The organism is Celerinatantimonas sediminis (genome assembly GCF_046054195.1).
In the GTDB taxonomy this organism is placed as follows: domain Bacteria; phylum Pseudomonadota; class Gammaproteobacteria; order Enterobacterales; family Celerinatantimonadaceae; genus Celerinatantimonas.
On sequence record NZ_JBEQCS010000008.1, the window covers coordinates 76,098 to 101,076 of the forward strand.

Genomic DNA, 24,979 nt, shown 5'->3' on the forward strand with positions numbered 1-24,979 from the left:
CAAATTTGACGAACTCTTTCCACTAGGAGGAATGTTTTGTTCACTCATTATTGTGAGGGTGGATGAATTAATGTGAAGTTTTGTTTTGATGTGCATTATTGGTGAAATATAGATTTATATTCTATTTTTCTATCTATCTTAAAATAATATTTTAGAGAAAAACGATGAGTCATATTGTGATGTTCTGCCTTTTTGTTGGGATAGGCTCCACCATTGTCTTAGATGTTTGGGTTGAAATTGTTAAAAAGGTAACGGGTATTCCGCCGACCAACTGGGGCGCGGTTGGGCGCTGGGTTAGTCGGATTCCAAAGGGGCTGTTATTTCTCGATACCAGCGATACACGAGATTTTAGTTCGTTTGAAAAAACGCTTGGCTGGTGTTTCCACTACATCATTGGTGTGGCTTATGCGGTGTTATTGCTTTTATTAGGTGGCGTTTCATTTATCGCGCATCCAACGCTTATGCCTATTTTCCTGATTGGGGTTTGTTTGAGTTCGTTGGCAGGATTAATGATTTTGATGCCATGCTTAGGCGGTGGATTCTTCGCTCGCAAGGTTCCCAATCCATTCACGATTATCGTTTATATTATCATTGCTCATATTCTTTTCGCTCTGGGTCAATACGTCTTTTCCATCATGTATAACGTCATCTTTTAGATAAAATCTGGTCGTATTCAATGAAAATCCAAACCATTGGATTGTATATTTGTTTAGTTCTTTTAGCTCCGTTCAGTTACGCGCAGGACCATTTTCAAGAAGGTGTTAACTATCAAGTAGTGGCTCAACCCGCGACTAAACAGCCACAAATTATGGAGTTTTTCTCCTATGGTTGCCCACATTGCTTTGCACTTGAGCCGATTATGCTTTCCCTTAGAAAGCAGGTTCCCGCTAATGTTCAGTTTAAGCGCACTCATGTGGCATTTGTTGGTGGAGATAGTGGCCCTTTGTTACAGCGCGCGTATGCAATCAGTGATGTGTTGGGCGTTGAGAAAAAATTCACGCCCATCTTCTTTTTCCATATCATGCGATTGCACCATTTTATCGACTCAACGCAGGCGCTTCGTCAAATCTTTATCGATAATGGTGTGTCGGCCAGTGATTTTGATGGCAGTGTGAATAGTTTTTTTGTGAACAATATGATCGCGCAAATGGATGCACGAACACAGGCTTATCATATTCGAGGTGTTCCGACCGTAGTGATTAATGGCCGCTATCAAATTGTGCCTTCATCGATCAAATCGGTTCAGCAATATATTAATTTAGTGAATTTTCTGCTGAAGAAGTAACGTTCAAAAGTCTGACATGCCCATTGGCTGGTAGCACTCTCAAGTGCTACCAGCCAATGGGCATGTCAGAACAACCCTAAAGACTGGAATTATTCTAATCCTGCCAAATATTTTTCAGCATCCAATGCGGCCATACAACCGCTGCCAGCTGAGGTGATTGCTTGCCGATAGTGGCTGTCACAGACATCGCCTGCAGCAAATACACCTGCCACACTAGTGGCTGTCGCATTTCCTTGAGAGCCACTGTGAATAGCCAAATAGCCATTTTCCATCGCTAGCTGCTCTGAAAATAGTGTGGTATTAGGCTGATGACCAATAGCAATGAATACGCCATCGACATCCAACAGATGCGATGAGCCATCTAGCGTCGATTGCACCTGAACGCCAGTGACGCCCATGTCATCGCCTTTCACTTGCTCAACGGTGGCATTCCACTCAATCGTCACTTTGCCCTGCATCACTTTGTCAAACAGACGTTTTTGCATCACTTTTTCTGCTGAAAGCGCATCACGCCGATGAATTAAGGTGACATGCGAGGCGATATTCGCAAGATAAAGCGCCTCTTCAACTGCCGTATTCCCGCCGCCAACTACCGCAACTGGTTTATCTCTATAGAAAAAGCCATCGCAGGTGGCACAGGCTGAAACGCCTCGGCCCCGAAAGCGTTGTTCACTCTCTAATCCTAGGTATTTAGCAGATGCCCCTGTGGCGATAATAAGCGCATCACAGGTGTAGGTTTGCTCTCCCTTTAAGGTGAAAGGGCGAGCGCTTAAATCAACCTGCGTGATATAGTCATGGGCCATTTGCGTTTTAAACTTAAGCGCATGGTCTTTCATCTGCATCATAAGCTCAGGCCCTTGGATCCCTTCGGGATAGCCAGGCCAGTTTTCAACATCCGTTGTGGTAATTAACTGCCCGCCGACTTCTACTCCGGTAATCAGCAATGGGGACAGGTTGGCTCTGGCTGCATAGATTGCAGCCGTATAACCAGCAGGTCCTGAACCGAGGATAATCAATTGATGATGATTTTCCATTGTCATTCTCCTGAGATTGTCAACATTAAGCTGAAAAGATGAGCTCTTCTAACTGCGGTGCCATCATCATGCCCGCTGAACGAGTCACTTCCTGGCCATTTTTAAAGACAACAACTGTTGGAATGCTGCGCACGCCCAGTTGGTTGGCAATCAATGGGAAATTATCGATATCCACTTCGCCAAAAATCAGATTATCTGAGCTGAGTTTTTGTGCGACTTCCTTAAAAATAGGGGCCATCATTCGGCATGGCATACACCATGGTGCCCATAGGCGTACTACAAAAGTGGTATCTTTTTTAAGGTTTTGTTGGTAGCTATTGTCATCCAATGTGATGATTGATTGTGTCATTCTCTGCTCCTTTATGGATTAATTAGTCCATAAATAATCGTGATTTTTGTAAAATTCTATCTTTAGCGCTTAGCCTCGCTTGGGCTAAGCGCGTCTGTTTTTAGTCCGCGATGGTAATATCAGCGTCCGCGCTTACCTGAACACCTGCTTTACGGGCTAAGTTGCCAACGGCACAAATTTTGTCTGCGGTTGCAACGTGGGCTTTGGCCTTTTCTTTATCGTCATCGGTGGCTGATGCGGTTAATACCACATGCGCAATATGGCTGATGGCAAAGTCGTCTTTATCTTCATGGGCTGTGGTTTCAACCGATAAAGACTTAAGTGGCAGTTTTTTATTTTGCGCAATAGCCGTCAGGGTCGAGATGAAACAGGCAGCAGTTGAGGCAACATAGAGCTCTTTGGGATTGCTATCTGTTCCCGCACCACCATAAACAGCAGGGATACTGATTTTAGTGTTTAACCCTTCACCTTCGATGTGGCCAGAGCCTTGCATTCCGCCTTGCCATGATAGATTTAAATGAATATCCATTGTCTTCTCCTCATTAATTACTTTTTAAATTAATAGTTTGATGCTTTTAGTTTTTTATTATCCCGAGACTCTAAAAGAGCACTGAATAGGATAAGTAAGATACTGATAGCAACCACTGCAGCGGATGCTGGCGCGGTCGCTAACAAACCAAAGTGCGCAACCACAATGCCGCCGACTGATGCGCCAATCGCGATGCCTAAGTTAAAGGCGGCGATGTTCATACTCGATGAGGCGTTAATGGCTTGTGGAAAATGTTTTTTCGCTTGTTGCACCACATACAATTGCAACACCGGGACACTGCCAAATGCAGCGGCTCCCCAAATCATAATCAGTGGAATGACGACGAATTTGTTGGTGGCAAAAAAGCCAAATAGCAACAAAGTGACGGCCAGAGCGATAAATATGCCAGCTGAGGCTTTAAGTGGCCCTTGTTTATCTGCCCATTTAGAGGCGTAGAAATTGCCGAATGTCACAGCCACCCCATAGAAGATTAAAATGGTGCCGATAGCTGAGATGGAAAAACCGGTGATTTTTCCAAGAATTTCTGACATATAGGTATAAGCGATAAATGAACCGCCATAGCCGATACCGGTAATCAGAAACACTAACAATAAGCGCGGCACACCAATGACCGATAGCTGACGCCAGACACTAACTGGCTCAGGTTGTTTTAAGTCTTTGGGCAGGAAAATAAACAGAGCCACCATACTTAGCAGACCAAGAATAGTGATGAGTGCAAACGCTGCGCGCCAATTGAGCCATTTGGTGACAAATGCACCCGCTGGTACGCCGATCACCAAGGCAATTGTCATTCCGGCAAAGACAAGTCCAATGGCTCGCCCTGATTTATCTTTACTCACCAAATCTGCGGCAATAACCGTTGCGATTGAATAAAACACCCCTTGCACAACTCCGGAGAGAATACGCCCGAACAATAGCAACGAATAACTAGGTGCAAGGGTGGTCAGAACATTGGCTAAAACAAACAACAACATCAGCCCAACGGTGAGATAACGCCGGTCTATCTTACCTGTGAGCGCCGTTAATATTGGCGCAGCAATAGCAACCCCCAGCGCGTAATAAGACACCAGTTCTCCAGCGGTAGGGATATCAACATTCATGTGTACAGCAATGGTCGGCAGAATACCGACCACAACAAATTCAGCCATTCCGATGGCAAAAGCCGCCGCTGCAAGCGCATAGAGGGCAATAGGCATATTGGGTTACTCTTAATTATGGAACAATTGATCCATATATTAAGGAAGCTCTCTGATGTTTGTCAATTTATTTATGGAATGAGTGTTCTAATAGTTGTTGGTGAGATAGCTCGTATTTAATTAACGATATGATTTAAATAGTAAAAAATTTTATATGGCGATCTTGTGATGAATTTTTCATGAAAAGCTGCGGGAGGCGGAGGACGGTTGAGCTTTGGCGATTGAATTTTGTTCAAATTTAACCACCAAAGATTAACAGTCCCTAACTAATATTAAAAAGTGAACTTTATGCTTGTGAATAAAGCTTATCGCTTCATTAGGGAGAACCATGATGGAAGAACACAATGATCAGTTTATGACGCTGCGGGTTGGTATCTTTTTCGATGGTACAGATGACAACACATACAGTGCAAAGTGGGGTAAGCAGCAACTCGATAAATATGAATCAACCTGGCAGCAGCTTTATCAAAAGGATGAACATTGTCCAGGCGATTATAGTCAGGCTCAAGTTAATAAATTTAAAGTCAAAGAGCTCTCGACGAGCTGTTTTGAACGGCCTGATGATGTCCAAGGGAGCAGCGCAAATAATGAAATTACTAACATTGAGAAGCTGTATGAGTTGTATCCAAACATGCAAGTAAATGATGAGCTAAGTACTTACTATTTAAGTGAATATATTACCGGTATCGGAACTGGTAATAGCCAGCAAATTGAAAAAGCGGACGAATATCTCGTTTCAAAATCATTTGGTGAAGGGCGTTTTGGCGTGACGGATAAAGCAACATACGCTCTCGGGCAACTGGCAAGTGACTGCCGAGAAATAGCCGAGCAGTTTGCCAATATGAGCGTTAAAAGCTTTAACTGCATTCAATTGGATGTGTTTGGTTTTAGCCGGGGCGCAGCGGCTGCTCGACACCTGATTAATCAGCTTTGTGCCGCTGGAGATAACGAATTAAAAACGCAATTTACACAACTATTCGAAAGCCTTAATCACGAATTTAATCAGCCATTTGATTTTGATTTAAGCAATCCATCAAGCGTGCAAATCACTTTTGCCGGATTGTTTGACACGGTTGCGGCTATTGTGGATCTGAAGGATTTTGATTTTAGTGCTCATAACAACGATAACGGTAATATTAAGCTTTGGCTTAACCCTGAGCGCGTGTTGTGTGCTGTGCACTTAACGGCCAATGATCACATTGAGTATCGCAATAATTTTAGCTTGAACCGATTAAATGATTGCGAGCACTTTTATGAGTTTATTGGTCCGGGTGCTCATTCTGATATTGGTGGCGGTTATTTTTCGCTTTGCTCTTATGCCAATCCCAACTATTTGTTACCGCGCATGGAAAAACAGCTGATTAAGCGAATCGATGAGCAGGTTTCAGAAGATATTGCTGAGATTCAAAAACAGCGCATTGCAGAGAAATTGGCGAAGGTTCTTGTCGATGAGCAAGAGATGGGGTGGAATGAGCTCGATTATGAGCAACAGGTTGAGCAGAAAAAATTAGCTGATGGTAAACAGCACTTTATCGGCGAGCTCTCGATTAACCGAGTTGTAGAGGGAGATCTATCCCGATTATATCTGCGAATTATGTTCGGCTTAGCGTGCTGCTATGGTGTGCCGTTATCTGAAATAAAAGATGACCAAATAGTTTGGGAGCTTTCAGATTATCAGGTTTGCGATAACTTAATGACCCGCGATGGTAGTGGCACCGGCAATTCATTTAAGTCGCTGTGTGATGAATTACTAACGCTTGCTAAAGCCGGAGACAGGCAATCACTACAAGCGCAGCTTGAATCGGATGAGCTTAAGGCGCAATTGATGGCGCTGGCCCTGATTCATCATTCATCAAGTAATAGCCCTGCGAACCAGCCGCATATACAGCGTGATGACTACCAACGTAGCCGTTATACAACTTCAATGGCGCAGTAGCTTAATTGCAGTCCGTTGCCAGAGCAACGGACTGTTTTTCCTAAGACAGATTGTTTTGCATCGTGATTAGTAGTTCCCCGAGTTGTTGCTGCAGCTCTTTTGATATCCCGTGGGTCATTTTTTCCGATATCTCTTGGCGCGTTTGCAAAATCAGTTGCGCACAATGTTGGCCTTGTTCTGTGAGCAATAAAATTGACTCGCGTTTATCGCGCTCATTTTTCTTACGAATCACCAATTCTTTTTTGATAAGTTCATTGATTAACCGGGTGATCTGCGCTTTATCTTTTTTGGTCGCGATCACTACATCGTGCGATGTGCATGGTGAGTCTTGAGCAATGCGTTGCAAAACCAGACTTTGAAAAAAGCTCAGTGTAATGCCTTTGTCTTGCAGTGCACTAAAGATGCTTTCTCGAATGCATTGACTTAAAAGAGCAACGTGACTTTCTAAAGGTGTACTTTTCATATGGTTGATAATGTCAACGGTCTTGGGTTATAGTTGATAATATCAACCAATAACCAAAGATACAAAATGAATTTAAAGAAGTTAGCTATTACTCTGCCGGCACCGATTATGATTGTCGGATGTATTTCACTATTTATTACGTTTATTAATCATGGGCTAAGCGATGACTTTTTTAGTCAGTGGTTGAGAGTGCTGATTATTTCTCTGGTTATTATTTTGCCAACAGCGGGTTTGTTAATTATGAAACTGTCTGTTTGGGTGCAGCGCGCTTTACCTAAATTGAATCCGCTTTATCAAAAACTCATTTTATGCGCGCTGATTGCGATAAGCCTTGAGTCAATCATGAGCTTAATCTCGACGATTTCGATGGCGCATGCGCACAATGCAGCGCAGTTTGTAAGCTTCTGGTTTATCACGTTATTAAAATCACTGCCGCTGGGATATGTCCTAGGTATGATGATGGTGTTTATTGTCAAACCCAAAATTCAGCGCGCCTTAGCCAGCGCTTGAATCGTATCATCTGGCGGTATTCTTAGCTGTTAATCAATATGTTATTAGCTTGACCTTCAAGTCAGAGGAAGGTTTATATTCCCTTTATTATCATCACTCGGTTGTAAAAAGCGTTTATCCTAAGCGTGATGAATCATAAAGGGATGTGATATGAACCGTCGGGATTTTCTTAAGAACTCAGCAGCACTCAGTGCTTTATCGCTACTTGCTAGCCCAATTCAACATGCTTTGGCAGCGAACAAGTCAAGCATTGCCTTACCAATACCTGAGCAGTTAAAACCAGATAGTCAGGGATATTTAAATCTTAAAGTTCAAAAAGGGCATTGGTCTTGGAAAAATCAGTTTAGTGGGCACACATTTGGTGTCAATGGCCCGATACTGGGACCGACGATTCGAGCAGTTAAAGATCAGACGGTGAAACTGCGGGTTACGAATGAGCTTGAGCAAATCACTACCATGCATTGGCATGGTTTAACGATTGCTGGAGAGCATGACGGTGGCCCGCAACAAGTCATTGCCCCTGGAGCGACTTGGCAAACGCAATTTAATATCAGCCAAAATGCTGCGACCTGTTGGTATCATCCTCATCCACATTATTTGACAGCCTATCAGGTTGCGATGGGCATCGGCGGTTTTTTTCTAATTGATGATGAACCTAGCTCGAAGTTAGGACTACCTAGCCGTTATGGCGTTGATGATATCCCGGTGGTGATTCAGGACAAACGCTTAACAGCGCAGGGGGAAGTTGATTATCAACTGGATGCAATTGGTGCCGCTGTCGGTTGGTTTGGAAATACAATGCTCACCAATGGCGTTATTCAGCCCTATCAAAAAGTGCCTAGAGGTTGGATTCGCTTGCGCTTGCTTAATGGCTGTAATGCGCGCGTATTGATGCTCACCACCTCTGATAGTCGTCCCATGTATGTGATTGGCAGTGATGGTGGATTGTTATCTGAGCCTGTTAAAGTAACGACTCTTGCGATGATGATGGGTGAGCGATTTGAGGTGATGATTGACACCCGTAATGCTCAACCATTTGAGCTTATCTCTTTGCCAACGGATCAAATGGCTATGGCGCTACCGCCATTTGATAAGCCTATGAGTGTGTTGCAAATTCGCCCTGAACTGGCGGCCAATCAGGCGCAGCTGCCTGACTCGTTAGTATCGTTGCCAGCGCTAAGTGTCGCTGACAATCTGACTACTCGTTTTATACGTCTTGAGAGCGACCATCAAATGCATATGTATGCGATGGCTCAGCTTAGAGAAAAATATGGCGTGCAAGCGATGGGTGGAATGGGAATGATGGGCTCGATGATGCATTCATTTTCATCAGCGCCAACTCGTGAACAATTGCTCAATAGTAATGCAATTAATGGCCAGCCATTTACGATGGGGCAGATAGCCTTTGACGTGCCTAAATCGCAATATGAGATTTGGCGAATATCAGGGATGATGCTACATCCTTTTCATATTCATGGGACTCAGTTTCGTATTTTACGTGAAAATGGTCAGCCTCCATTAGCGCATCGCCAAGGATTTAAAGATACCGTATTGGTTAATAGCTCTGAAAGCGATGTGTTGGTTAAGTTCGATCACCTCGCGAGTGCCAGTCACGCCTATATGGCACATTGTCATCTACTTGAGCATGAAGACACCGGCATGATGATGTCATTTACGGTTAGTTAATTTTTTAAGGTGAAAAGTATAAGCAGACGAGCCCGTCTGCTTAAGTTTTTAGCATACTTGATAAAAATCTAAAAAGACGCCTGAAGAGGTGCGCTGTGCGCTGCAAATAAAGATGCTCTCGTTAAGCCAGCGCAGGTTGTCACTATAGACCTCAAAACTTGGAACCGCTTTGAAGTAGATATTTTCTTGATCTATTTCGTCGAAAAAGCTCATATCATCGCCAAAAAGCTTGGCTCGATAGGGTTCAGGAATGCGTCGAATCCCATTGTTTTCGATATAAAAGCTCTCGCCTTCATCGGTCAAAATGGCATAACGCGCCGATAGGTTACATAAACCATCGGGTTGAATATGTTGGCTGTCGATGCCGCCGGATAAAACCTTACCGTTGACATCACCGTGAACTTTGCCTTCAACAATAGGGATTAACTGCCGTTTTCCATATTTTTTATCGTTGCTCACAACCACAGGTTGACTCACGCGAATATCAATTCGAAATGAAAATTTTAATTGAGGTTCCATCGCTATTACCCCCTTGATTAAAACCGCCCATACTAACCGAATGGGTATCCTATTTGTACTATAGCTAGACTATCGATAAAGTGCTCAGAGCTAGCTGAGCATCTTTTTTGCTGCAAAATGGGCAAGCGCTGCAACATGTTGCGTATTCGGCATATCAATCCCAACTCGCTCGGCCAGTTCGATCACCGCATCGACAATGGTCGCAAGCTCTGGAGGGCGACCCGCTTCGTAATCTTGGAGCATGGATGTTTTAAAATCGCCCATTTCAGCGCCCATTTGCATAAATAGCGGTGGGTTAAAAGGCACGCGGGCACCATAAGCTGCTGCCACTAATAGCGCTTCATCAAGCACTTTACGTGTCAGCGGGGCAAGCTCGGGGGAGCTATAGATCTGTTTTAATGTGGCTTGGGTGACAATCGACAGCGGATTTGACGTGATATTGGCGATAATTTTGGTCCAAAGCGGATCGCGGATACTATCACTGGCGCGAGCCTCAATTCCTGCATCTGCCACTAATTGACGCACTTTTTCTAAACGCTCACTCATTCGGTTATCAAGCTCGCCAAAAGTTAACAGGTGTGGATTGGTCGATTTTACCTGTCCAGGCGCAACGACATGGGCGGTCATAAATGTGACCGCACCGATAACCTGTGATGGCTGAATATAACTGTCTATTTCAGCGTTCGGATCCACGCAATTTAATGGTGGGTGTTCACAGCCATCATTGATGCCATGGAAATACCACCAAGGTACGCCGTTGACTAATGGGATGACGATGGTGTTTTCATCGATCATCGGCTGCATTGTGGCAAGGATCCCGGCAATCGCATGCGCTTTGGTACAGATAAATATTAACTGCTGAACCCCCAACTGATTCGGGTCATCGCTGGCATTCACGTTTACTTGATGTTGACCTTCTAAATCCTCAAGCATGACACCGCGGGCATTAAGATTCGCTAGGGTTTCCCCTCTTGCCAAAATATTCGGTGTAAGCCCTGTTTTAGCCAGTCGTGCGGCTAATGTACAGCCAATGGCACCGGCACCAGCGATGCATACCTGAGTAAATTGAGACGACATTGATTCTGTTCCTGTTCTATACGCTCAGAACGATTACATCCACTTGTTGAGCAGCGGCTAATAGATTGCCATTAAGTTTATATGTTAAATATTAAATGTGCAAAAATAGATAATTAAACGGTTATTTTAATCATTAAAATAAATTAAATAGTTTAAGTGATTAAATTAAAGTTATTTTTCGGGTGATTTGTTTTTGTGATTTATTGCTTTGTGAAGAGAGGATTTAGAAAATAGGCCAAGTCGCTAGTGAGCGTAAGCTTGGCTTTGAAAATTCTTGATTAGCTCTATTTTGATTAGTTCTCGTTGGTTGATTGGTAGGGGGCTAATTGTAAGGATAATTTTGTGACGAGCTGATCGCGAAAGCGCTGGGCAACGTCGGTTAAGGTGTTGCTGGCACTGTCTAATCGCAGCCCAATATGGCCTAATTCACCAAGTGTTGTGGTGCTAATGGGTTTGACATCGTCAGGCATCGCGTAAGGCGTGCGAACTGTCATGCCAAGCCCTTGTCCTACCGCTTTCCAGATGCTACTTAAATTGGAGCTTTCAAAAACGATACGCCAAGGGATCCCGGCATTATCTAATGTTTGAGTGGCTTTTTGACGCATCAGGCAGGGGCTTTCAAACATCACTAGTGGCAAAGGTCGGGTATTGAGCAATTGGTTTTGACGGGTAAGTTCGCTGGTGGCTATCCAACATAGCGGCAGTTTGCCTAATGGTTCGCTATAAGGCGGGGTCTGTTCACCAACCCAACTTAGTGAAAAGTCCAGTTCGTTTTGCTGGATTTGCTTTAGCAATTTTTTGTTTCGTCCCACATGAACGGACAATTGCACTTGTGGATGCGTTCGGGAAAATTGTGCCAAGATATCAGGGACAAAGGCTTCACTAAAATCTTCTTGCATGCCAAATCGCAGTTTTCCTGGCAGTTGCCGTGCGCCGATGGCAAGGGTTGCTTCATCATTTAAAGCCAATAACCGCTTGGCGTAACTCAGTAGTAGTTCGCCTTCTGCGGTGGGTTCTAAATGCCGACCCACCTTACTCACCAGTTTGACGTCACAAGCTATTTCTAGCTTTTTCAGTTGGGCACTGGCCGCTGATGTTGAGCGATGGAGCTGTTTAGCGGCCAGAGCAAAGCTTCCCAGTTCAATACCCAGGACAAAGCAGCGCAGCGCGTCTAAATCAAAATGACGAAGCATTATTAATTATCCATAAATTCAGGATGAATGGTTGAAAATATATTGATTTTATAAACTATCTAACTATCGCATGATGATCCTATCGTGATCAACCGGAGTTAACCATGAGTGATATTCTCGATAAGTTAAAATCAATTTCCCCTTGTTATGTCGAACTGAGTGAAACCGTCTTATTTGGTCAAATGTGGCATCGAAATGTCCTTTCGACTCGCGAGCGAAGTTTAATCACCGTTGCGGCATTAACTGTTTTAAACCGCTTAGAGCAATTGCCATTTCATCTTGAACTTGCTCGTAAAAATGGTCTATCTGTTGAACAGCTTTCAGAGCTTATCACGCATTTAGCGTTTTATGGCGGATGGCCGGTCGCCGCCAGTGCGCTCGAGCGTTTAGCTCTCATGGCGGATAAGGAGCTGCGCTAATGCCTCTGACTCATATTCATTTATCGACTCAATATACACATGGTGAACGAGCTCAAATCAGCCGGATTTTGCAAGACGTATTAATCACCAGCTTTGATGTTCCAAAGTATGATTGTTTCCAGCTTTTTCATCGCTATCAAAAGGATGATTGGGTCATTGACTCAAACTATTTAAGTGCTGGCCGCACTGAGCGATTCATCTTATTTGAAATAACCGCAGGTAAACCGAGAAGCTATGAGCTGCAGCAAAATTTTATGCAACAGCTTGCAGCGCATCTTGCGCAAAACTTAGCCATTGCACCATCAGATGTGATGGTTGTTATTCACTATAACAGGGCTCAAGATTGGTCGTTTGCCAGTGGTAAGTTATTTAAACTGGAGGATATCCAATGATTGCGATGCAATATCGATTCGTTTTACCGGGTGACTATGACATGGATCTCATCGAGCAGCGCATCCATAACAATGCTCATCTGCTCAATGGATTTTCTGAATTGGTGATGAAGTTTTACCTTTATGCTCGACGCGACGATAAGCTTTGCCAAAGTAGCCACAATATCTATGCGCCGCTTTATCTGTTTGCAAAGAGCTCTGGCATCAATGAGTTTTTAGCGAGCAGTGGTTTTGCGAATTTATGCCAGCATTTTTCTCGGCCATCGATTGCTCTTTATTTGGTCGAACACTCGGATGTAAATGCTCTGGAACGATTAGAGCAATTTAGCATTGCTCTATCGGATTATGCCGCGCCTAAGAGCGCTGATGAAACTGCGCCAATTTTGGCCGCGCACAATTACGAGCGTTGGCAAACATTACAAGTAATGGCTGATGATTGCTCTGAAGTCTCGGATATGGTGCAACATTACCGCGTTGGATATGTAGCGAAGGGCAGTGCGTATCGAGCATCATTATAGATAAAGATTCTAGGCCTTTGTTGTGAATAAGGCCTAGAGGCAATCTCTATTTTTGCTCGGTGCTTTTATCTTTGAAAAACGCTAAACAAATTCCACCCCAGATAAAAACAACCGCGATAAATGAGGTAATCATAACCGGCTGGGCTTGTCGCAAGGACATGTCTTTGATGCCAATGATATAAAGCAATATCAGAATATCGATGGCTATTTGGCCAAAAATATAAGCGAGTTTCCCTTTTTTAGTCAGATACCTTGTAAAAAGAATGTCCAGCATAGCAATTCCATATAAAAAAAGAATTCATCCTACCTTTGCTGATAATTAAGTAAATAAATGTTTTCCTTTATAAAAAGCGAGCGTTAATTGTTCAATATGCAAATGGGCTTAAAAAGGTATAAAAGTCTCTGTGTATTTGTGAGCGAGGTCTATTTACAGCCATTTTTAATGGCGCTAGCGTCAAAGTAATATTCATCGCAGAATGCTTTTATCTGGCGAGCTGGCCACATCTGTCGTTCTGCTTTAGTTCAATGCGAGGCATACCGTGGAAAATCATCAGAGTGTTGCCGTTATTGGTGCAGGTGTCATTGGGTTATGTTGGAGCGCATTATTTGCCGCAAAAGGATACCACGTTCGAATTTTCGACCCGCGAGCTGATCTTGATAACCAGCTGACGGAGGTATTACCTAGCTATATTAAACAGTTACCGAATCTTACCGAAGATATCGCAGCGATTTGCCATCGAGTCAGTGCCGCGCCAGACATCAGAAAAGCTGTGCAAAGTGCTCAATTCGTTCAGGAATCGGGGCCAGAAAAAGTCGATTTTAAACAAGATCTCTGGGCTCTGATTGAGTCGTTTGCCCCTGCATCAACACTGTTTTTATCATCAAGTTCTGGAATCGTCGCCAGTGTTCAGGGCGCTAAAATGCACCACGGGGAGCGCATTGTGATTGGTCACCCATTCAACCCGCCGCATATTTTGCCGCTGGTAGAAGTTTGTGCCGATGCGAAAACCCCCAAAGCGTTAGTGCAACAAGCCATTGGTTTTTATAAACGCATTGGTAAAACACCCGTACAATTGAACCATGAAAAACCAGCATTTGTGGCAAACCGGCTGCAAATGGCGCTTGTATTAGAAGCTATCAAATTGGTTGATGAAGGTGTGGTTGGTGTGCATGAGCTTGATGAAATCGTGACGCACTCATTGGGAATTCGCTGGGCGAGTGTTGGCCCGCTGTTGGCTTTTCACCTAGGTGGCGGTGAAGGTGGACTCGAAAATCTGCTGACTCATATTGGCGAAGGTTTAGCCGCTGCGATTGATCAAAAAGATGTACTTGATGAAGCGCTGATTGCTCGAATCGGTGAAAAAGCTCGCCAAGCTTATCCACCGCAAAAACTAAGCGCTCTTAAGCAAGAGCGTGACCGCCGACAGCAACTTATTATTGATGACCAATTGGCCCATCACGAACCTTAAGATGGCGCTTATCTGTGCTGCACTGCTTTTAAAGTGGTGCAGCAGATGGTGTTTCACTCTTATTAAAGCCGCTGTGCCACTTGCGTAAGACTATAAAATAGTTCGGTCAAATGCGCTATGTGATAGAAAATCTATGGTTACCCCGGGAGGAAAATTTCTCTACAATAGAAGCAGTTACTCAAAGCGCATAAGGACAATGTCATGATTGATGCGGAGATCACCTTCCGTAAGCTGGAAATCTTCCTCTGCTATATGCAAGAGGAAACCATTAGCCGCGCCGCCAATCAGTTAGGCATTAGTAGTGTCAGTGTGCATCGGGCGTTGCACTCACTTGAAGAAGGAATGCGTTGTCCGCTCTTTACCCATAAAGGGCGAAATTTGGTGCCGTTGCCTCAAGCCTATCGTTTAGCCGATCATGCCAAAGAAGTGTTGAGTAAAATGCATCAGGGCATCGATGAAACCCGCCAATTAGCCGGAATCGGGCAGGGACGAATCCGCATTGGAACCTTATATTCATTAACGCTTGATACTGTTCCCCAGCTACTGATGGGCCTTAAATTGCGCCGCTCAGAGCTGGAAGTTGATTTAACGATGGGCTCGAACAACGACTTGCTTCATCAGCTCGAACATCAGAAGTTGCATGCTATTTTGATTTCAGTGACAGACTCGGATGTCGATTTGCATCAATATGAAGTGCTGCCATTGTTTGAAGATGAAATTTTTCTGGCAGCCCCAAAACAGTCAACATTATCAGACCGACGCAGCGTTGATTTGCGAAGCTTAAAAAATGAGCACTTTGTGTCTTTAAATGAAGGCTTTGCAACCTATCATGGTTTTCAAGAAGCGTTTAAAATCGCTGGGTTTGCACCGAAAATCGTGACACGAGTGAATGATATTTTCTCGATGGTCAACCTCGTTCAGGCTGGCGTTGGATACACCTTATTGCCTGGTCGTTTAATTCGAGCCTATCGTGATTCTATTCGAATTTTACCTTTAAGTGATGATTATCAGATGCGCCAGACTATCGCACTGGTGTATGCGCATAATCAGGAACTTGACCCTAACTTGTTGGCATTGGTTGCCGAAGGGCGCATGTATGCCCGTCGGCGTGCTGAAGAAATTAGCGGAGAGTGATCTTTTGTGATTGATTGTGCAACAATCTGAGGCTGATTTAGGCCAGATAAACGTTTTGCCTTGTAGTTATTCTGTACAAAAAACGTTTAACGCAGGTGTATAGCTCTAATAAAGTTTGATAATTTCTGGCAAAAGCTCGCATTCTCATCTTATCGAGCATTTGCACCCAAACCTCCAACATTCAATTCCTGACCGCTTTCTTAAGTCCGTTCTTTACCTACTTTTTAATGGCAGACTCTGAATCTAGTTGAGCGCTCAAGACTATATAGACATTGTCTGCTGAAAAGATGCTATGAGTTGACTAATCAGCATCATCGTCTTCAAAATGAAAAAGTCAGAGGCGAGTTCATTATGAATGTAGATGTTTCTGTGGAAGTTGGGATTGCCCCCAGTACTGCAACGATGAGGATAAAACCATCTTCTTTGGTATAGTAAGCGTTGTGCTTACCCACATGAAAGTAGAAGCTGTTGTGGTAGATGTTACGATTATGATGCACTTTACCTCATCCGGGCTTTAAGCCTCTTCCACCAGATGAACATCAGAAAAAATAGATCGAGATTTTATGACTGCCTTGGTTTGGAAAGAGAGGATGTACAGTGTAAAAACGAAGCATGCTAAAGAGGTGCCATAAAAGGCAGTGTGTTTTGTAAAATTCACCACTTTGAAATGATTCAGAAGAAACCGTGTCCATTCACAGATTAGGGGTAGAGCCTAATAAAATGATAGGCCTCTTTGAGAGATAGGGATGTTATCGAAGTTATTTGGCGAAAAAGATCAAGGCATTATTGGGTACATTTATGTCGCAGATAGCGACGAAGGCATATTAAAAAATGCCCTTGAAGGCCAAACCATCAAGAACAAGAAAAAGGGTCCGCCTTGGATAGTGGTGGATCACGGATTCGAAAATATGACTATTGCTAAGTGGCCAGGCTCGCTTTGGCGAGCAGAAGTCATAGATGAGGCAAAGAATACTGGTCTTCGTCAAAACGCAAAATATACACGGGCCAATGGCGTAAAGATTATTGAGAAGCTACCTCTTAGCATTCTATTTGGGGGCTATGGGGCTGGGGTTTTAAAAGTCATCGAATCAACAAGTGACATTGATCTTGATAAAGCAAAGAAATTGGCAGGCACCTTCCCTGATCAAGCTTTGGAACTTTATTCAAAAGGTTGGAATATTTTTGGTGGTACTAAGGACGATCAGCCTCCATTTTAAGGAAGAAACCATCAAAATACTATCGCGATGCCCGGAGATGAAGGTTGTTCACCTATAATAATGTATTCAAAATAATCTATTCTCAAGTATTTGAAAAAGCCAACGAGATTACTGGTGGTCAAGCCATACTATCTGATGATGAAGGCAACCTATCACTAGATGATGAGTGGTCAAAAACATGTAACAGCTATTTGTGCGCTGTTATGGCCATCGCCTATCAGGAAAAATACTCAAGTGAAGAGATAGCTTTATTATCTAAAGCGTGGGGAACAGTTTATGGTAATTTGCCAATCAAGGCCTAACAAGCGCATGTTGTTGGACTGGTTTTCCGCTGCGCTTCAAACTAGCCGCAAATGCGGGCGTTATATGAAAAAACCATGACTCTAGCATCGGAAGCAAAAGAACTAGCAGAAACGTTACAGGCCATTGTCGAAGGGCTTGAGGGCTATGATTTGGATTCCCGTAGAGAGTACTCATCCAAAATGGCTGACAGACTCAAGCCTTTAGTGAATTCGTTCAGGGAACTGGTATTGGTCGAGAAGTCCAGAGATTCAGCAAAGCTACAGCTTGATGGAATCAAAGAGCTAATGCACAACGTCAATGGCGCCGCTACTAAAGGCGAAATCAACTTTGTATCTGGTAGTACCCTAAACCGCTACTGGGAGCTGAGCACAATTTTTCAAGAGACAAAGTATGTGCATGAATCACTGTAATCGTATAACAAGGCAAAATCGGTCCCAATCCTTTTATTTTTAACAAACTTTATGATGGCCAACAGCAAGCAGAGCGCATTTAAAATGCGTTTAATTTGAACAAAATTCAACCGCTAAAGGTCAAGCCGCCAACTAATAGCGTGCCTGATGGGTGCGCTCAGCCAGTCTTATAATGGTTTGTAGCGGTGTTTGCGAAACGCTTAGAGCCTCGCCATCGGTCATGACGGGTTTGGTCAATCGAGTGAGTACCGAGCCTGGCGGACATTCTATCGCCAGGCGAATATCGCGCTGATAAGCACTGACCATCGCTTCATTCCACTTCACTTGGCGGGCCATATTCATGGCTAAATCATCTCTGATTTTATCGCCTTGCCATAATACGCGGCCTGTGGAACCACTTAAATAGGCACATTTTGGTCGATTAAATTGGACCTGTTGCATGGCGCCGGTAAGTTTTTGTGCCGGTTCATTGAGCAGCTCACAGTGCGAGGGCACACTCACTTGCAGCCGTGTTCCGCCCCCACCTTGAGCATTGGCAAGCTCAATGGCATTTGCCATGGCTTCTTCGTTGCCGGCGACAACTAACTGTTGCTCAGAGTTAATATTGGCTAAATACAATGGTGTTTCAGGGCTATTAATCTGTTGAACAATCGCTTCTACCTGATTAATAAATAATCCTTTAATCGCTGTGAGTCCATATCCTTGCGGGTAAGCATCCTGCATCAGTCGGCCTCGCAGTGCGACAATTGATAGTGCATCACTAAAATCAAGAGCCCCACACACAACTCCGGCAGCAAAGGCACCGATGGATAAACCGCAGGTCATATCTGGGGTAATACCGTGCGAGATCATCACTTCACTGTGAATAACACCGCTGATTAACAGGCATAACTGAACAGCTCTGGTATCTTTCAGTGCTTGTTCGGTATCTAGTGCTAAGACATCTTCATTGAGGATTTCGCTGGCTTGGTTAAGGCGCGATTGGGTGATTTCATGCTGAGGAAGGTCATCGAGCATATCAATATACTGGGGTCCTTGACCTGGAAAAGTGAAGATGACTTTCATTACGCCTCCGGTTGCGTTTGTGACCATGGATCTGAGCTTAAATAGGGGCCAGTATTACTTTTTACTAAAACATGTTCAGGGTGTTTGAGCCAATCATTTAAAGCAACGCCACCTGATGGTGTTTCTAGCTGAATATCTACACGTACCGGTAGATTTTCAATCGCTTTTAAAATGAGCTTAAAATCATCCGGTTCAGGGCGATTGAAGGATATGACTTGCAGGTCTAAGTCGCTCTGGGCCCGCATCGCCATATGGCCGGTAGCAAGTGAATAGCCACAGCTACCGGTGACGCCCCATGATTGTGGCCAATTAATTTCGGCTAGCTGGATGAGGCTTTTAACGACTGGTAAATGGTTCCAGTCATAATGTTGCCAGTATTGCGCGTCGATGATGTCGTGTGGCTGAACGACTTTAATAATATGGTCTGTTTCAACCCAGCAAGCTTGGCGCTCACTGCGCAACTTTCCGCGAATACCAGCAGCAATTAACCCCTCACGTTTTTGGTCCCGACGGACAACAACGGGTAAGTTGTGTCGGTAGGTTTGTTTGACCCACTCAGGCATCGCATCACTAAGGTGCAGTGCATCGAGTGTATCAATCCAGACTAAATCATGAGGCGTTAATTGCATGGTTATATCCTTAGCTGATTAGTGCATCATGCCGGATGTCAGTGACAAGAACAGTGGCAGTGTCACGATACATAAAGCAGAGCTTAATAACAGTGTTGCTTCAGCATCCGGTGATTGAACACCAAATCGGTTACCAAATACGACACCAAAGAAACCTGCAGACAGTGCAATCATTAAGATAGCTGTTACAGCAACTTGTGGCTGGATACCGAAGATAACAATCAAGCCCCAAGCGATAAATGGCTGGATTAAGTTTTTGATTAAGAATGAAACAATAACTGCTTTGTTGATAGTCAGTTTACGTGCAGAAAGGATAACACCAGTTAAGAATAATGCAGCACCAGTTGCGGCAATTCCAAGTGGTTTAATTGCATGCAGCACGATGTGTGGCATATGCAGGCCAATCGCTGAAAGAACAACACCTAACAGTGGACCTAACACAATTGGTTTTTTAAATGAACGCCACATTAAAACAGGCAACATTGATAATGTTGAACCCTGAGCCGTTCCTGCGGCACGTGATTTTTCACGTTCCAGGATAAGCAGACAAAATGGTGTCATTAATACTGAACCACAGGCAATCGATACAGCAACTGCCAGTGATGTTGCAGAACTACCACCGAAGACACTTCCTAAGATTGGCAAACCTAAAGCTGCGTAGTTAGGCAGTGCAACAGTCAGTGTTAATACTGCTGAGTCTTGTGGTGATTTTTTAAAGCCTTTAGTGGCAATAAAGTACATGGCTGCGTAAGCAATCCACATCGATAATGTCAGAATCACAATCAGTGATCCCTGATGAACAATGCCTGACCAAGGGGTTTTAACTGTTGCACTAAACAATGCAGCAGGCAGAGCAAAGTCCATCACAAAAATGTTTAAAAGTGATACGTTTTGGTTATCAACCATCTTCGCTTTACCGGCCCAAAAGCCCAGGATCATGATGACAAAGATTGGTGTCAGTGCGTTAATAATTACATAAGTCATTTTTTTCAACTCATAAAAATTTAATTTATAAAGGCCAGCCGAAACCGGCCTTCTATTATTAATAGGCTGTTGTTGTTAGTTTTTTAGTTAAGCCCACTGCTGACGCATTAGCTCACGAACAGTGCTAGAGCTTTTACGATTCTCAGCGCCTAAACGATTTTCTAACGACGAGCCGTTTGCCCGAGCTTGGCTAATCTGATGAACAATACTGTTGGTCACAGCGCTTAGCGCTGTTTCATCAGGCTGGTCAGCATTTGCAACATTGACCAGTTCATCGAGAATGCCGAGGCTGGCATAGTTTTTAATGTCATAAGCCATTGGTGGAATGGTTGACGCCAGTTTTTCTAATGACTCTACGCTTCGAAGCGTGATACGAGCCGCTGAGTCTTTACCCATTGCATGAACTTCGACATAACTATCATCAATAGCAATCAAGCGGTTTGCTTGATAACCATGTGCCAAGAAGGCACCAGACATGGCTTTACCTACGATCAAACCGATGACTGGATGGCCTGCCAAGCGAGCTTTGGCATAGGCACCTGCTGCACCTGCCAATGCTTGGTGAATACCAAAGCCTTCTTCGCGGCGGCCATATGCCTGACTTGGCACATCAATCACTGCAATGATTGGACGTTTTACGTCTTTATCGCTGTCAGCAATTACCGCTTCAGTAACGGCTTTAGCTAGATTCCAGCCTTCTAAGATGCCAACCTGGCCACCTTTTGCGCGTGGAAATTTGTTATTTTCATCTGCAACGACTGCAATAAAGCGAGCGGTTTGTTCGCCGATAGTTGCATCGCTAACCTGAACTGATGGACAAAAACCTTCAGCCAGAGGTGCGTTATTAGTCAGCTGTTTGAACCAGGTGGCTCCGCGAGTTAATTGTATAGACATAAAATTTCCTCCTATTTAAACAGCTGTTTAGCAGTTTGCGCGTCGATCTGCTGGCCGTCGTAGCTGGCAAATTTGCTCAGATACTCGTCATAGCGATCAGAGCGGTTTGACGCTGGAACACCTTCGGCGATAAGTGCTTTAACCGCTGAGCAAACTTCATCTTGTGAATCGTTTACGAACTTATCGGCAAAGCCTGTTGCTGCGCGAACTTCGCCGCCAGTCATGCTCCAGATAAATGGACGATTACGTGAATCGTATTCATCGATGCCGGCTTCTTGTTCGATAACCTGTGGTCCGTTTAGGCCTAAACGCGCTTCGCGGGTTACAATGAGTTTTGAACACAGACCAGCGGCGATTGACATCCCACCGAAACAACCAACGGTACCGGTGATAATTCCGATTACGGGAACGTAGCGGCGTGCATCAACGATAGCCGCGTGAATATCAGCAATAGCAGCAAGACCTAAGTTGGCTTCTTGCAGACGAACACCACCCGTTTCAAGAGACAATACGACCTGAGTCTCTTTGCCCTGACGGTTATCTTCAGCGGCAAGTTCAATGGCACAGGCCATTTTTGCACCTGAAACTTCGCCCATACTGCCGCCTTGGAAGCTTCCTTCGATAGCAACAACAACACTTGGTTTACCATCGATGGTGCCTTTGGCTACGACCATGCCATCGTCAGACTGCGGCGTAATCCCTTGCGGTTCTAACCAAGGAGATTCGATATCATCAAAAGGCCCTAAAATTTCCCGAAATGAGCCGTCATCAAGTATCAGACGCGCACGTTTGCGAGCATTCAGTTCAATAAAGCTGGCACGATTAAGCATCACGAGCCTCCTCTAACGCTTGTTCAATTCTCAGCCGTGCAACACCCGGAGTCGCTCCTGAGTCGTGCAACGTTAACTCACCAGCTGGTAAGTCGATTGCTGCGCTGATGCGCTCAAACAGGTTTTTCCACAAGCTTTGACTGTTTTCTTGTGAAGTGACGATCGCGATAGCGAGTTGGTCACCTTCGCCAGGTTTGTACAGTGCTTCAAGATCACCTGAAGCAACGACACCGACCTGTGCGGCATTAGGCAACGATTGGGTTGCCGGTAAAGTAAATTTGATATGCTCCATAACACCCTCAGTTTGGGTTGGATGTTGGCTCTGGTGCTAACCAGTCCAACAACAAAGTTGCTGATAACAGATCCGCAGCTCCACCAGGGGAGACAAACAGTTGCATGGCGTCGCTATCGAGCTTGGCAAACCGTTGTTGCCCAGCTGATGTGGCCATGCCGCCAGCAGCTAACACGTCTTGAGCACCCTGATGAATTGTATTCAAGGCTGTTAATCCGCCTCGGGATAAAACACAGGTGTCGGTGAGAGTTGCCATCATGGCCAGCAGAGCATCCACGCGAGCGTGTGTTTCATTAGCGCCGTTTTGGCGGCTTTCACGAAGCCTTGGTAAACCAAGTTGCATCACATGCGGGAATCCTTGTTGAGCCTGTTCTTTAGCTCCAGGAATGCGATAGCGCATGCTGGCGTGTTTGCCTTTACTAAACTGTTGTTTCTGGCGTGGATCATGGATGCGCGCCAGAGTTGCGGCTGTTTGTGTGAGTTGGTAAAGACTCTTACATTGACCTTTATGCATAGCAGCAGCGCTGACGATAAGTCCTAATGCCCAGATAGCGCCGCGATGGGTATTCACTCCATCTGTTGCTTCGAGCATGACTTTTTCACCCAAGCGTCCCAAATGGCCGATTTCGGCTCGCAATGAGACATCCGCTGGGCTGTCATAGCTGGCCTTGGCGATGGCATAGAATGTGTCAGTCAAGCTATTGGCTGAGCGTTCCATCAGCTCAAGAGTTAAATCGCTATGGGCGCCATTACTGCGCATGTCAACTAACCCAGGTTTGGGGGTCAGGCGTACTTCATCAAGTAGTGCCTGAGTTGCCAGTTGGGACAGTTGCTGGGCGAGTTGCTGTGCACTTTTTTGATCAACTAAGAGATTTAGCATTACCAGCTCCGGAATTTACCTGGTGGTTGATAGAGACCGCCTGACCATTCAACGAGGTCTGCGACACTACCGGCTGCCAGCATTGAACGAGTTGCATCGGCGCGGCGAATTCCCAAATCTTCAGGGAATACTACTTTGCCTTCTTGACGCAATTTGCTGACTTTTTCGCGAGTAATGCTCATACCGATATCAGTGATACCAGCAACGGCTGCGATCATGTCACGACGTTCCTGATCGGATTTAGCCATGTACAGATAGGCAATCCCTTCTTCGGTCAACAGGTGAGTCATGTCATCGCCGTAAATCATGACAGGTGCCAGTGGCATGCCTGATTGTTTAGCAACTTCAACCGCATCAAGTTCGTTGACGAAAGTTGGTTTGTTACCCGCTTGGAAGGTTTCAACCGCTTGGACGACCAGTTTGCGTCCGCGAGCGACTGGATTTGGTTCAGTAATCAAGTCCAACCATGCTTTGGTTGCGTGACGACGACCGTGTGGATCGTGACCCATGTTTGGCGCACCACCGAAACCAGAGATACGACCGCGAGTCACTGTTGATGAGTTACCGTCAGCATCGCTTTGCAGTGTCGAACCGATGAACATGTCTGCGGCATATTGACCTGCCAGCTGACACATGGTCCGGTTAGAGCGCATTGAGCCATCGCTACCAGTAAAGAACACATCAGGACGGTGACGGATATATTCTTCCATCCCCAGTTCACCACCAAAGCTGTGAACGGTTTCAACCCAGCCACTTTCGATGGCAGGTATCAATGTTGGATGTGGGTTCAATGTCCAGTGTTTACAGATTTTGCCTTTAAGGCCTAACTGTTCACCATAGGTTGGCAATAGCAGTTCAATGGCTGCGGTATTAAAGCCAATACCGTGGTTAAGCGATTGGATTTCATGTTTTGCATAAATCCCTTTAATCGCCATCATCCCCATCAGAATGTGAACAGGTTTAATCAGTCGAGGGTCACGAGTGAACAACGGTTCGATAAAGAACGGCTGGTCAGCAACAACCACAAAATCAATCCAAGAGCCTGGGATATCAACACGTGGCAGGTCTTCTTCGTCATCGACGATTTCGTTAACTTGCGCAATTACGATCCCATCTTTAAATGCAGCGGCTTCAACCAGTGCTGGGGTATCTTCTGTACTTGGACCGGTATAAAGATTCCCTTTACGGTCTGCTTTATAGCCAGCGACTAAAGCAACGTTAGGGATTAAGTCGACATACAAGCGAGAGTACAGCTCAATATAGGTATGGATTGCGCCGATATCGAGTTGACCGTCTTCAACCAATTGTGCGATACGCAGACTCTGTGGGCCTGAGAATGCAAAATCTAGTTTTTGAGCGATCCCTTTTTCAAATAAATCTAAGTGTTCAGAGCGACCGACACTTGGCATAAGCATATGCAAGTCATGCAAAACATCGGGGTTTACTGATGCCAAAGAGCGTGACAAAAAGTCAGCTTGTTTTTGGTTGTTCCCTTCTAAAATTACCCGGTCGTGTGGGGCAATTAATTTTTCTAGGGCAGGAATAATATCGTCAGTGGCAAGGACTTTCCCATTGCTCATTGAAGCAACGGATGCAATTCGACGTTGTTTTTCTTCTCGCCGAGTATTCCACTTACGCTCCGACGTAGTACTTTGCGGCATTTGAAGCCTCCTCATTAGATGAACTACTGCGTTCTGCTGGGTTTTAAAAGCCATCCAGAACGTGCATAAGATGGTATAAAGTTT

Annotated in this window: 30 protein-coding genes and 1 pseudogene; 13 read left to right on the top strand and 18 right to left on the bottom strand. The window is 44.7% G+C overall.

Annotation, left to right across the window (positions count from 1 at the left end):
* Positions 1 to 164: 164 nt before the first annotated feature.
* Positions 165 to 656 (top strand): DUF2938 family protein, encoded by a 492-nt coding sequence (locus tag ABTQ23_RS11055; protein WP_408615784.1) that lies wholly within the window; start codon positions 165 to 167, stop codon positions 654 to 656.
* A 20-nt stretch (positions 657 to 676) separates the two neighbouring features.
* The gene (locus ABTQ23_RS11060; RefSeq protein WP_408615785.1) at positions 677 to 1,285 is read left to right on the top strand and encodes a thiol:disulfide interchange protein DsbA/DsbL; all 609 of its coding nucleotides are present in this window, start codon (positions 677 to 679) and stop codon (positions 1,283 to 1,285) included.
* Positions 1,286 to 1,374: 89 nt separating this feature from the next.
* Here the strand turns inward: ABTQ23_RS11060 and trxB are convergent, their stop codons facing one another.
* From trxB to ABTQ23_RS11080, 4 genes are all read right to left on the bottom strand, one after another.
* Entirely contained in the window at positions 1,375 to 2,319 is a 945-nt protein-coding gene (gene trxB / locus ABTQ23_RS11065) for a thioredoxin-disulfide reductase (protein ID WP_408615786.1), read from the bottom strand.
* A 25-nt stretch (positions 2,320 to 2,344) separates the two neighbouring features.
* Entirely contained in the window at positions 2,345 to 2,668 is a 324-nt protein-coding gene (locus ABTQ23_RS11070; RefSeq protein ID WP_408615787.1) for a thioredoxin family protein, read from the bottom strand.
* Positions 2,669 to 2,768: 100 nt separating this feature from the next.
* Entirely contained in the window at positions 2,769 to 3,197 is a 429-nt protein-coding gene (locus ABTQ23_RS11075; RefSeq protein WP_408615788.1) for an OsmC family protein, read from the bottom strand.
* A gap of 29 nt (positions 3,198 to 3,226) precedes the next feature.
* Positions 3,227 to 4,414: an MFS transporter gene (locus ABTQ23_RS11080; protein WP_408615789.1), complete on the bottom strand. Its 1,188-nt coding sequence runs from the start codon at positions 4,412 to 4,414 to the stop codon at positions 3,227 to 3,229.
* Positions 4,415 to 4,742: 328 nt separating this feature from the next.
* Here ABTQ23_RS11080 and ABTQ23_RS11085 point away from each other — a divergent pair, with 328 nt between their 5' ends.
* On the top strand, positions 4,743 to 6,350 hold the full coding sequence (locus ABTQ23_RS11085; RefSeq protein ID WP_408615790.1) for a phospholipase effector Tle1 domain-containing protein: 1,608 nt from the start codon (positions 4,743 to 4,745) through the stop codon (positions 6,348 to 6,350).
* Positions 6,351 to 6,390: 40 nt separating this feature from the next.
* Here ABTQ23_RS11085 and ABTQ23_RS11090 read toward each other — a convergent pair whose 3' ends face one another.
* Positions 6,391 to 6,813, bottom strand: coding sequence for a MarR family winged helix-turn-helix transcriptional regulator (locus ABTQ23_RS11090; RefSeq protein ID WP_408615791.1), 423 nt, complete (start codon positions 6,811 to 6,813; stop codon positions 6,391 to 6,393).
* 66 nt (positions 6,814 to 6,879) lie between these two features.
* On the opposite strand from ABTQ23_RS11090, the gene ABTQ23_RS11095 reads away from it, so the two are divergent.
* Both ABTQ23_RS11095 and cueO read left to right on the top strand, forming a co-directional pair.
* On the top strand, positions 6,880 to 7,323 hold the full coding sequence (locus tag ABTQ23_RS11095; RefSeq protein WP_408615792.1) for a DUF2798 domain-containing protein: 444 nt from the start codon (positions 6,880 to 6,882) through the stop codon (positions 7,321 to 7,323).
* A gap of 150 nt (positions 7,324 to 7,473) precedes the next feature.
* Positions 7,474 to 9,009, top strand: a complete 1,536-nt coding sequence (gene cueO / locus ABTQ23_RS11100) for a multicopper oxidase CueO (protein ID WP_408615793.1) — start codon at positions 7,474 to 7,476, stop codon at positions 9,007 to 9,009.
* Positions 9,010 to 9,057: 48 nt separating this feature from the next.
* On the opposite strand, the gene ABTQ23_RS11105 is transcribed toward cueO, so the two are convergent.
* The 3 genes from ABTQ23_RS11105 to ABTQ23_RS11115 form a co-directional block, all read right to left on the bottom strand.
* Positions 9,058 to 9,528 (bottom strand): DUF3237 domain-containing protein, encoded by a 471-nt coding sequence (locus ABTQ23_RS11105; RefSeq protein WP_408615794.1) that lies wholly within the window; start codon positions 9,526 to 9,528, stop codon positions 9,058 to 9,060.
* Between the two features lie 90 nt (positions 9,529 to 9,618).
* Positions 9,619 to 10,605 (bottom strand): ketopantoate reductase family protein, encoded by a 987-nt coding sequence (locus ABTQ23_RS11110; RefSeq protein ID WP_408615795.1) that lies wholly within the window; start codon positions 10,603 to 10,605, stop codon positions 9,619 to 9,621.
* A 293-nt stretch (positions 10,606 to 10,898) separates the two neighbouring features.
* The gene (locus ABTQ23_RS11115) at positions 10,899 to 11,798 is read right to left on the bottom strand and encodes a LysR substrate-binding domain-containing protein (RefSeq protein WP_408615797.1); all 900 of its coding nucleotides are present in this window, start codon (positions 11,796 to 11,798) and stop codon (positions 10,899 to 10,901) included.
* Positions 11,799 to 11,902: 104 nt separating this feature from the next.
* Here ABTQ23_RS11115 and ABTQ23_RS11120 point away from each other — a divergent pair, with 104 nt between their 5' ends.
* From ABTQ23_RS11120 to ABTQ23_RS11130, 3 genes are read left to right on the top strand one after another with little or no spacing between them, the layout of a single operon-like run.
* Positions 11,903 to 12,217, top strand: coding sequence for a carboxymuconolactone decarboxylase family protein (locus ABTQ23_RS11120; RefSeq protein WP_408615798.1), 315 nt, complete (start codon positions 11,903 to 11,905; stop codon positions 12,215 to 12,217).
* Complete coding sequence (locus ABTQ23_RS11125; RefSeq protein WP_408615799.1) at positions 12,217 to 12,609, top strand: tautomerase family protein; 393 nt, start codon at positions 12,217 to 12,219, stop codon at positions 12,607 to 12,609. Before ABTQ23_RS11120 ends, ABTQ23_RS11125 begins: the two co-directional genes overlap by 1 nt.
* Complete coding sequence (locus tag ABTQ23_RS11130; RefSeq protein WP_408615800.1) at positions 12,606 to 13,127, top strand: DUF4865 family protein; 522 nt, start codon at positions 12,606 to 12,608, stop codon at positions 13,125 to 13,127. The genes ABTQ23_RS11125 and ABTQ23_RS11130 overlap by 4 nt, the downstream gene beginning before the upstream one ends.
* 46 nt (positions 13,128 to 13,173) lie before the next feature.
* Here the strand turns inward: ABTQ23_RS11130 and ABTQ23_RS11135 are convergent, their stop codons facing one another.
* Complete coding sequence (locus tag ABTQ23_RS11135) at positions 13,174 to 13,401, bottom strand: hypothetical protein (protein WP_408615801.1); 228 nt, start codon at positions 13,399 to 13,401, stop codon at positions 13,174 to 13,176.
* Positions 13,402 to 13,666: 265 nt separating this feature from the next.
* On the opposite strand from ABTQ23_RS11135, the gene ABTQ23_RS11140 reads away from it, so the two are divergent.
* Together ABTQ23_RS11140 and ABTQ23_RS11145 are read left to right on the top strand one after the other, a co-directional pair.
* On the top strand, positions 13,667 to 14,596 hold the full coding sequence (locus tag ABTQ23_RS11140) for a 3-hydroxyacyl-CoA dehydrogenase NAD-binding domain-containing protein (RefSeq protein WP_408615802.1): 930 nt from the start codon (positions 13,667 to 13,669) through the stop codon (positions 14,594 to 14,596).
* Between the two features lie 201 nt (positions 14,597 to 14,797).
* The gene (locus ABTQ23_RS11145) at positions 14,798 to 15,730 is read left to right on the top strand and encodes a LysR family transcriptional regulator (RefSeq protein WP_408615803.1); all 933 of its coding nucleotides are present in this window, start codon (positions 14,798 to 14,800) and stop codon (positions 15,728 to 15,730) included.
* A 349-nt stretch (positions 15,731 to 16,079) separates the two neighbouring features.
* Here ABTQ23_RS11145 and ABTQ23_RS11150 read toward each other — a convergent pair.
* Positions 16,080 to 16,212: pseudogene (locus ABTQ23_RS11150) on the bottom strand (type II toxin-antitoxin system RelE/ParE family toxin); the annotation flags it as partial.
* A 264-nt stretch (positions 16,213 to 16,476) separates the two neighbouring features.
* Between ABTQ23_RS11150 and ABTQ23_RS11155 the strand changes: the two are divergent.
* The 3 genes from ABTQ23_RS11155 (at position 16,477) to ABTQ23_RS11165 (ending at position 17,660) form a co-directional block, all read left to right on the top strand.
* Positions 16,477 to 16,947, top strand: coding sequence for a hypothetical protein (locus ABTQ23_RS11155; protein WP_408615804.1), 471 nt, complete (start codon positions 16,477 to 16,479; stop codon positions 16,945 to 16,947).
* Between the two features lie 44 nt (positions 16,948 to 16,991).
* The gene (locus ABTQ23_RS11160) at positions 16,992 to 17,249 is read left to right on the top strand and encodes a hypothetical protein (RefSeq protein WP_408615805.1); all 258 of its coding nucleotides are present in this window, start codon (positions 16,992 to 16,994) and stop codon (positions 17,247 to 17,249) included.
* A gap of 75 nt (positions 17,250 to 17,324) precedes the next feature.
* A complete protein-coding gene (locus ABTQ23_RS11165) occupies positions 17,325 to 17,660 on the top strand; it encodes a hypothetical protein (RefSeq protein ID WP_408615806.1) in 336 nt (111 codons plus the stop codon).
* A gap of 132 nt (positions 17,661 to 17,792) precedes the next feature.
* Here the strand turns inward: ABTQ23_RS11165 and mdcH are convergent, their stop codons facing one another.
* The 8 genes from mdcH to mdcA form a co-directional block, all read right to left on the bottom strand.
* Positions 17,793 to 18,725, bottom strand: coding sequence for a malonate decarboxylase subunit epsilon (mdcH, locus tag ABTQ23_RS11170; RefSeq protein WP_408615807.1), 933 nt, complete (start codon positions 18,723 to 18,725; stop codon positions 17,793 to 17,795).
* On the bottom strand, positions 18,725 to 19,354 hold the full coding sequence (locus tag ABTQ23_RS11175; protein ID WP_408615808.1) for a malonate decarboxylase holo-ACP synthase: 630 nt from the start codon (positions 19,352 to 19,354) through the stop codon (positions 18,725 to 18,727). The genes mdcH and ABTQ23_RS11175 overlap by 1 nt, the downstream gene beginning before the upstream one ends.
* A gap of 18 nt (positions 19,355 to 19,372) precedes the next feature.
* Positions 19,373 to 20,338, bottom strand: a complete 966-nt coding sequence (locus ABTQ23_RS11180) for an AEC family transporter (protein WP_408615809.1) — start codon at positions 20,336 to 20,338, stop codon at positions 19,373 to 19,375.
* An 87-nt stretch (positions 20,339 to 20,425) separates the two neighbouring features.
* Positions 20,426 to 21,232 (bottom strand): biotin-independent malonate decarboxylase subunit gamma, encoded by an 807-nt coding sequence (mdcE, locus tag ABTQ23_RS11185; protein WP_408615810.1) that lies wholly within the window; start codon positions 21,230 to 21,232, stop codon positions 20,426 to 20,428.
* 11 nt (positions 21,233 to 21,243) lie between these two features.
* Positions 21,244 to 22,062, bottom strand: a complete 819-nt coding sequence (locus ABTQ23_RS11190) for a biotin-independent malonate decarboxylase subunit beta (protein WP_408615811.1) — start codon at positions 22,060 to 22,062, stop codon at positions 21,244 to 21,246.
* Positions 22,055 to 22,354, bottom strand: coding sequence for a malonate decarboxylase acyl carrier protein (mdcC, locus tag ABTQ23_RS11195; RefSeq protein WP_408615812.1), 300 nt, complete (start codon positions 22,352 to 22,354; stop codon positions 22,055 to 22,057). Before mdcC ends, ABTQ23_RS11190 begins: the two co-directional genes overlap by 8 nt.
* Before the next feature lie 7 nt (positions 22,355 to 22,361).
* The gene (locus tag ABTQ23_RS11200) at positions 22,362 to 23,234 is read right to left on the bottom strand and encodes a triphosphoribosyl-dephospho-CoA synthase (RefSeq protein WP_408615813.1); all 873 of its coding nucleotides are present in this window, start codon (positions 23,232 to 23,234) and stop codon (positions 22,362 to 22,364) included.
* Positions 23,234 to 24,895 (bottom strand): malonate decarboxylase subunit alpha, encoded by a 1,662-nt coding sequence (gene mdcA, locus ABTQ23_RS11205; RefSeq protein ID WP_408615814.1) that lies wholly within the window; start codon positions 24,893 to 24,895, stop codon positions 23,234 to 23,236. Before mdcA ends, ABTQ23_RS11200 begins: the two co-directional genes overlap by 1 nt.
* Positions 24,896 to 24,979 lie beyond the last annotated feature (84 nt).

What these genes read in the sequence shown, in the direction of transcription:
- ABTQ23_RS11075 (WP_408615788.1), bottom strand. Translation starts at nt 3,197, where the DNA reads ATGGATATTCATTTAAATCTATCATGGCAAGGCGGAATGCAAGGCTCT.
- ABTQ23_RS11165 (WP_408615806.1), top strand. Translation starts at nt 17,325, where the DNA reads ATGACTCTAGCATCGGAAGCAAAAGAACTAGCAGAAACGTTACAGGCC.
- ABTQ23_RS11080 (WP_408615789.1), bottom strand. Translation starts at nt 4,414, where the DNA reads ATGCCTATTGCCCTCTATGCGCTTGCAGCGGCGGCTTTTGCCATCGGA.
- ABTQ23_RS11200 (WP_408615813.1), bottom strand. Translation starts at nt 23,234, where the DNA reads ATGCTAAATCTCTTAGTTGATCAAAAAAGTGCACAGCAACTCGCCCAG.
- ABTQ23_RS11090 (WP_408615791.1), bottom strand. Translation starts at nt 6,813, where the DNA reads ATGAAAAGTACACCTTTAGAAAGTCACGTTGCTCTTTTAAGTCAATGC.
- ABTQ23_RS11085 (WP_408615790.1), top strand. Translation starts at nt 4,743, where the DNA reads ATGATGGAAGAACACAATGATCAGTTTATGACGCTGCGGGTTGGTATC.
- mdcA (WP_408615814.1), bottom strand. Translation starts at nt 24,895, where the DNA reads ATGCCGCAAAGTACTACGTCGGAGCGTAAGTGGAATACTCGGCGAGAA.
- ABTQ23_RS11175 (WP_408615808.1), bottom strand. Translation starts at nt 19,354, where the DNA reads ATGCAATTAACGCCTCATGATTTAGTCTGGATTGATACACTCGATGCA.
- ABTQ23_RS11095 (WP_408615792.1), top strand. Translation starts at nt 6,880, where the DNA reads ATGAATTTAAAGAAGTTAGCTATTACTCTGCCGGCACCGATTATGATT.
- ABTQ23_RS11115 (WP_408615797.1), bottom strand. Translation starts at nt 11,798, where the DNA reads ATGCTTCGTCATTTTGATTTAGACGCGCTGCGCTGCTTTGTCCTGGGT.
- ABTQ23_RS11070 (WP_408615787.1), bottom strand. Translation starts at nt 2,668, where the DNA reads ATGACACAATCAATCATCACATTGGATGACAATAGCTACCAACAAAAC.
- ABTQ23_RS11155 (WP_408615804.1), top strand. Translation starts at nt 16,477, where the DNA reads ATGTTATCGAAGTTATTTGGCGAAAAAGATCAAGGCATTATTGGGTAC.
- ABTQ23_RS11135 (WP_408615801.1), bottom strand. Translation starts at nt 13,401, where the DNA reads ATGCTGGACATTCTTTTTACAAGGTATCTGACTAAAAAAGGGAAACTC.
- ABTQ23_RS11190 (WP_408615811.1), bottom strand. Translation starts at nt 22,062, where the DNA reads ATGCTTAATCGTGCCAGCTTTATTGAACTGAATGCTCGCAAACGTGCG.
- mdcH (WP_408615807.1), bottom strand. Translation starts at nt 18,725, where the DNA reads ATGAAAGTCATCTTCACTTTTCCAGGTCAAGGACCCCAGTATATTGAT.
- mdcC (WP_408615812.1), bottom strand. Translation starts at nt 22,354, where the DNA reads ATGGAGCATATCAAATTTACTTTACCGGCAACCCAATCGTTGCCTAAT.
- ABTQ23_RS11120 (WP_408615798.1), top strand. Translation starts at nt 11,903, where the DNA reads ATGAGTGATATTCTCGATAAGTTAAAATCAATTTCCCCTTGTTATGTC.
- ABTQ23_RS11055 (WP_408615784.1), top strand. Translation starts at nt 165, where the DNA reads ATGAGTCATATTGTGATGTTCTGCCTTTTTGTTGGGATAGGCTCCACC.
- ABTQ23_RS11130 (WP_408615800.1), top strand. Translation starts at nt 12,606, where the DNA reads ATGATTGCGATGCAATATCGATTCGTTTTACCGGGTGACTATGACATG.
- trxB (WP_408615786.1), bottom strand. Translation starts at nt 2,319, where the DNA reads ATGGAAAATCATCATCAATTGATTATCCTCGGTTCAGGACCTGCTGGT.
- cueO (WP_408615793.1), top strand. Translation starts at nt 7,474, where the DNA reads ATGAACCGTCGGGATTTTCTTAAGAACTCAGCAGCACTCAGTGCTTTA.
- ABTQ23_RS11105 (WP_408615794.1), bottom strand. Translation starts at nt 9,528, where the DNA reads ATGGAACCTCAATTAAAATTTTCATTTCGAATTGATATTCGCGTGAGT.
- mdcE (WP_408615810.1), bottom strand. Translation starts at nt 21,232, where the DNA reads ATGTCTATACAATTAACTCGCGGAGCCACCTGGTTCAAACAGCTGACT.
- ABTQ23_RS11110 (WP_408615795.1), bottom strand. Translation starts at nt 10,605, where the DNA reads ATGTCGTCTCAATTTACTCAGGTATGCATCGCTGGTGCCGGTGCCATT.
- ABTQ23_RS11125 (WP_408615799.1), top strand. Translation starts at nt 12,217, where the DNA reads ATGCCTCTGACTCATATTCATTTATCGACTCAATATACACATGGTGAA.
- ABTQ23_RS11180 (WP_408615809.1), bottom strand. Translation starts at nt 20,338, where the DNA reads ATGACTTATGTAATTATTAACGCACTGACACCAATCTTTGTCATCATG.
- ABTQ23_RS11145 (WP_408615803.1), top strand. Translation starts at nt 14,798, where the DNA reads ATGATTGATGCGGAGATCACCTTCCGTAAGCTGGAAATCTTCCTCTGC.
- ABTQ23_RS11060 (WP_408615785.1), top strand. Translation starts at nt 677, where the DNA reads ATGAAAATCCAAACCATTGGATTGTATATTTGTTTAGTTCTTTTAGCT.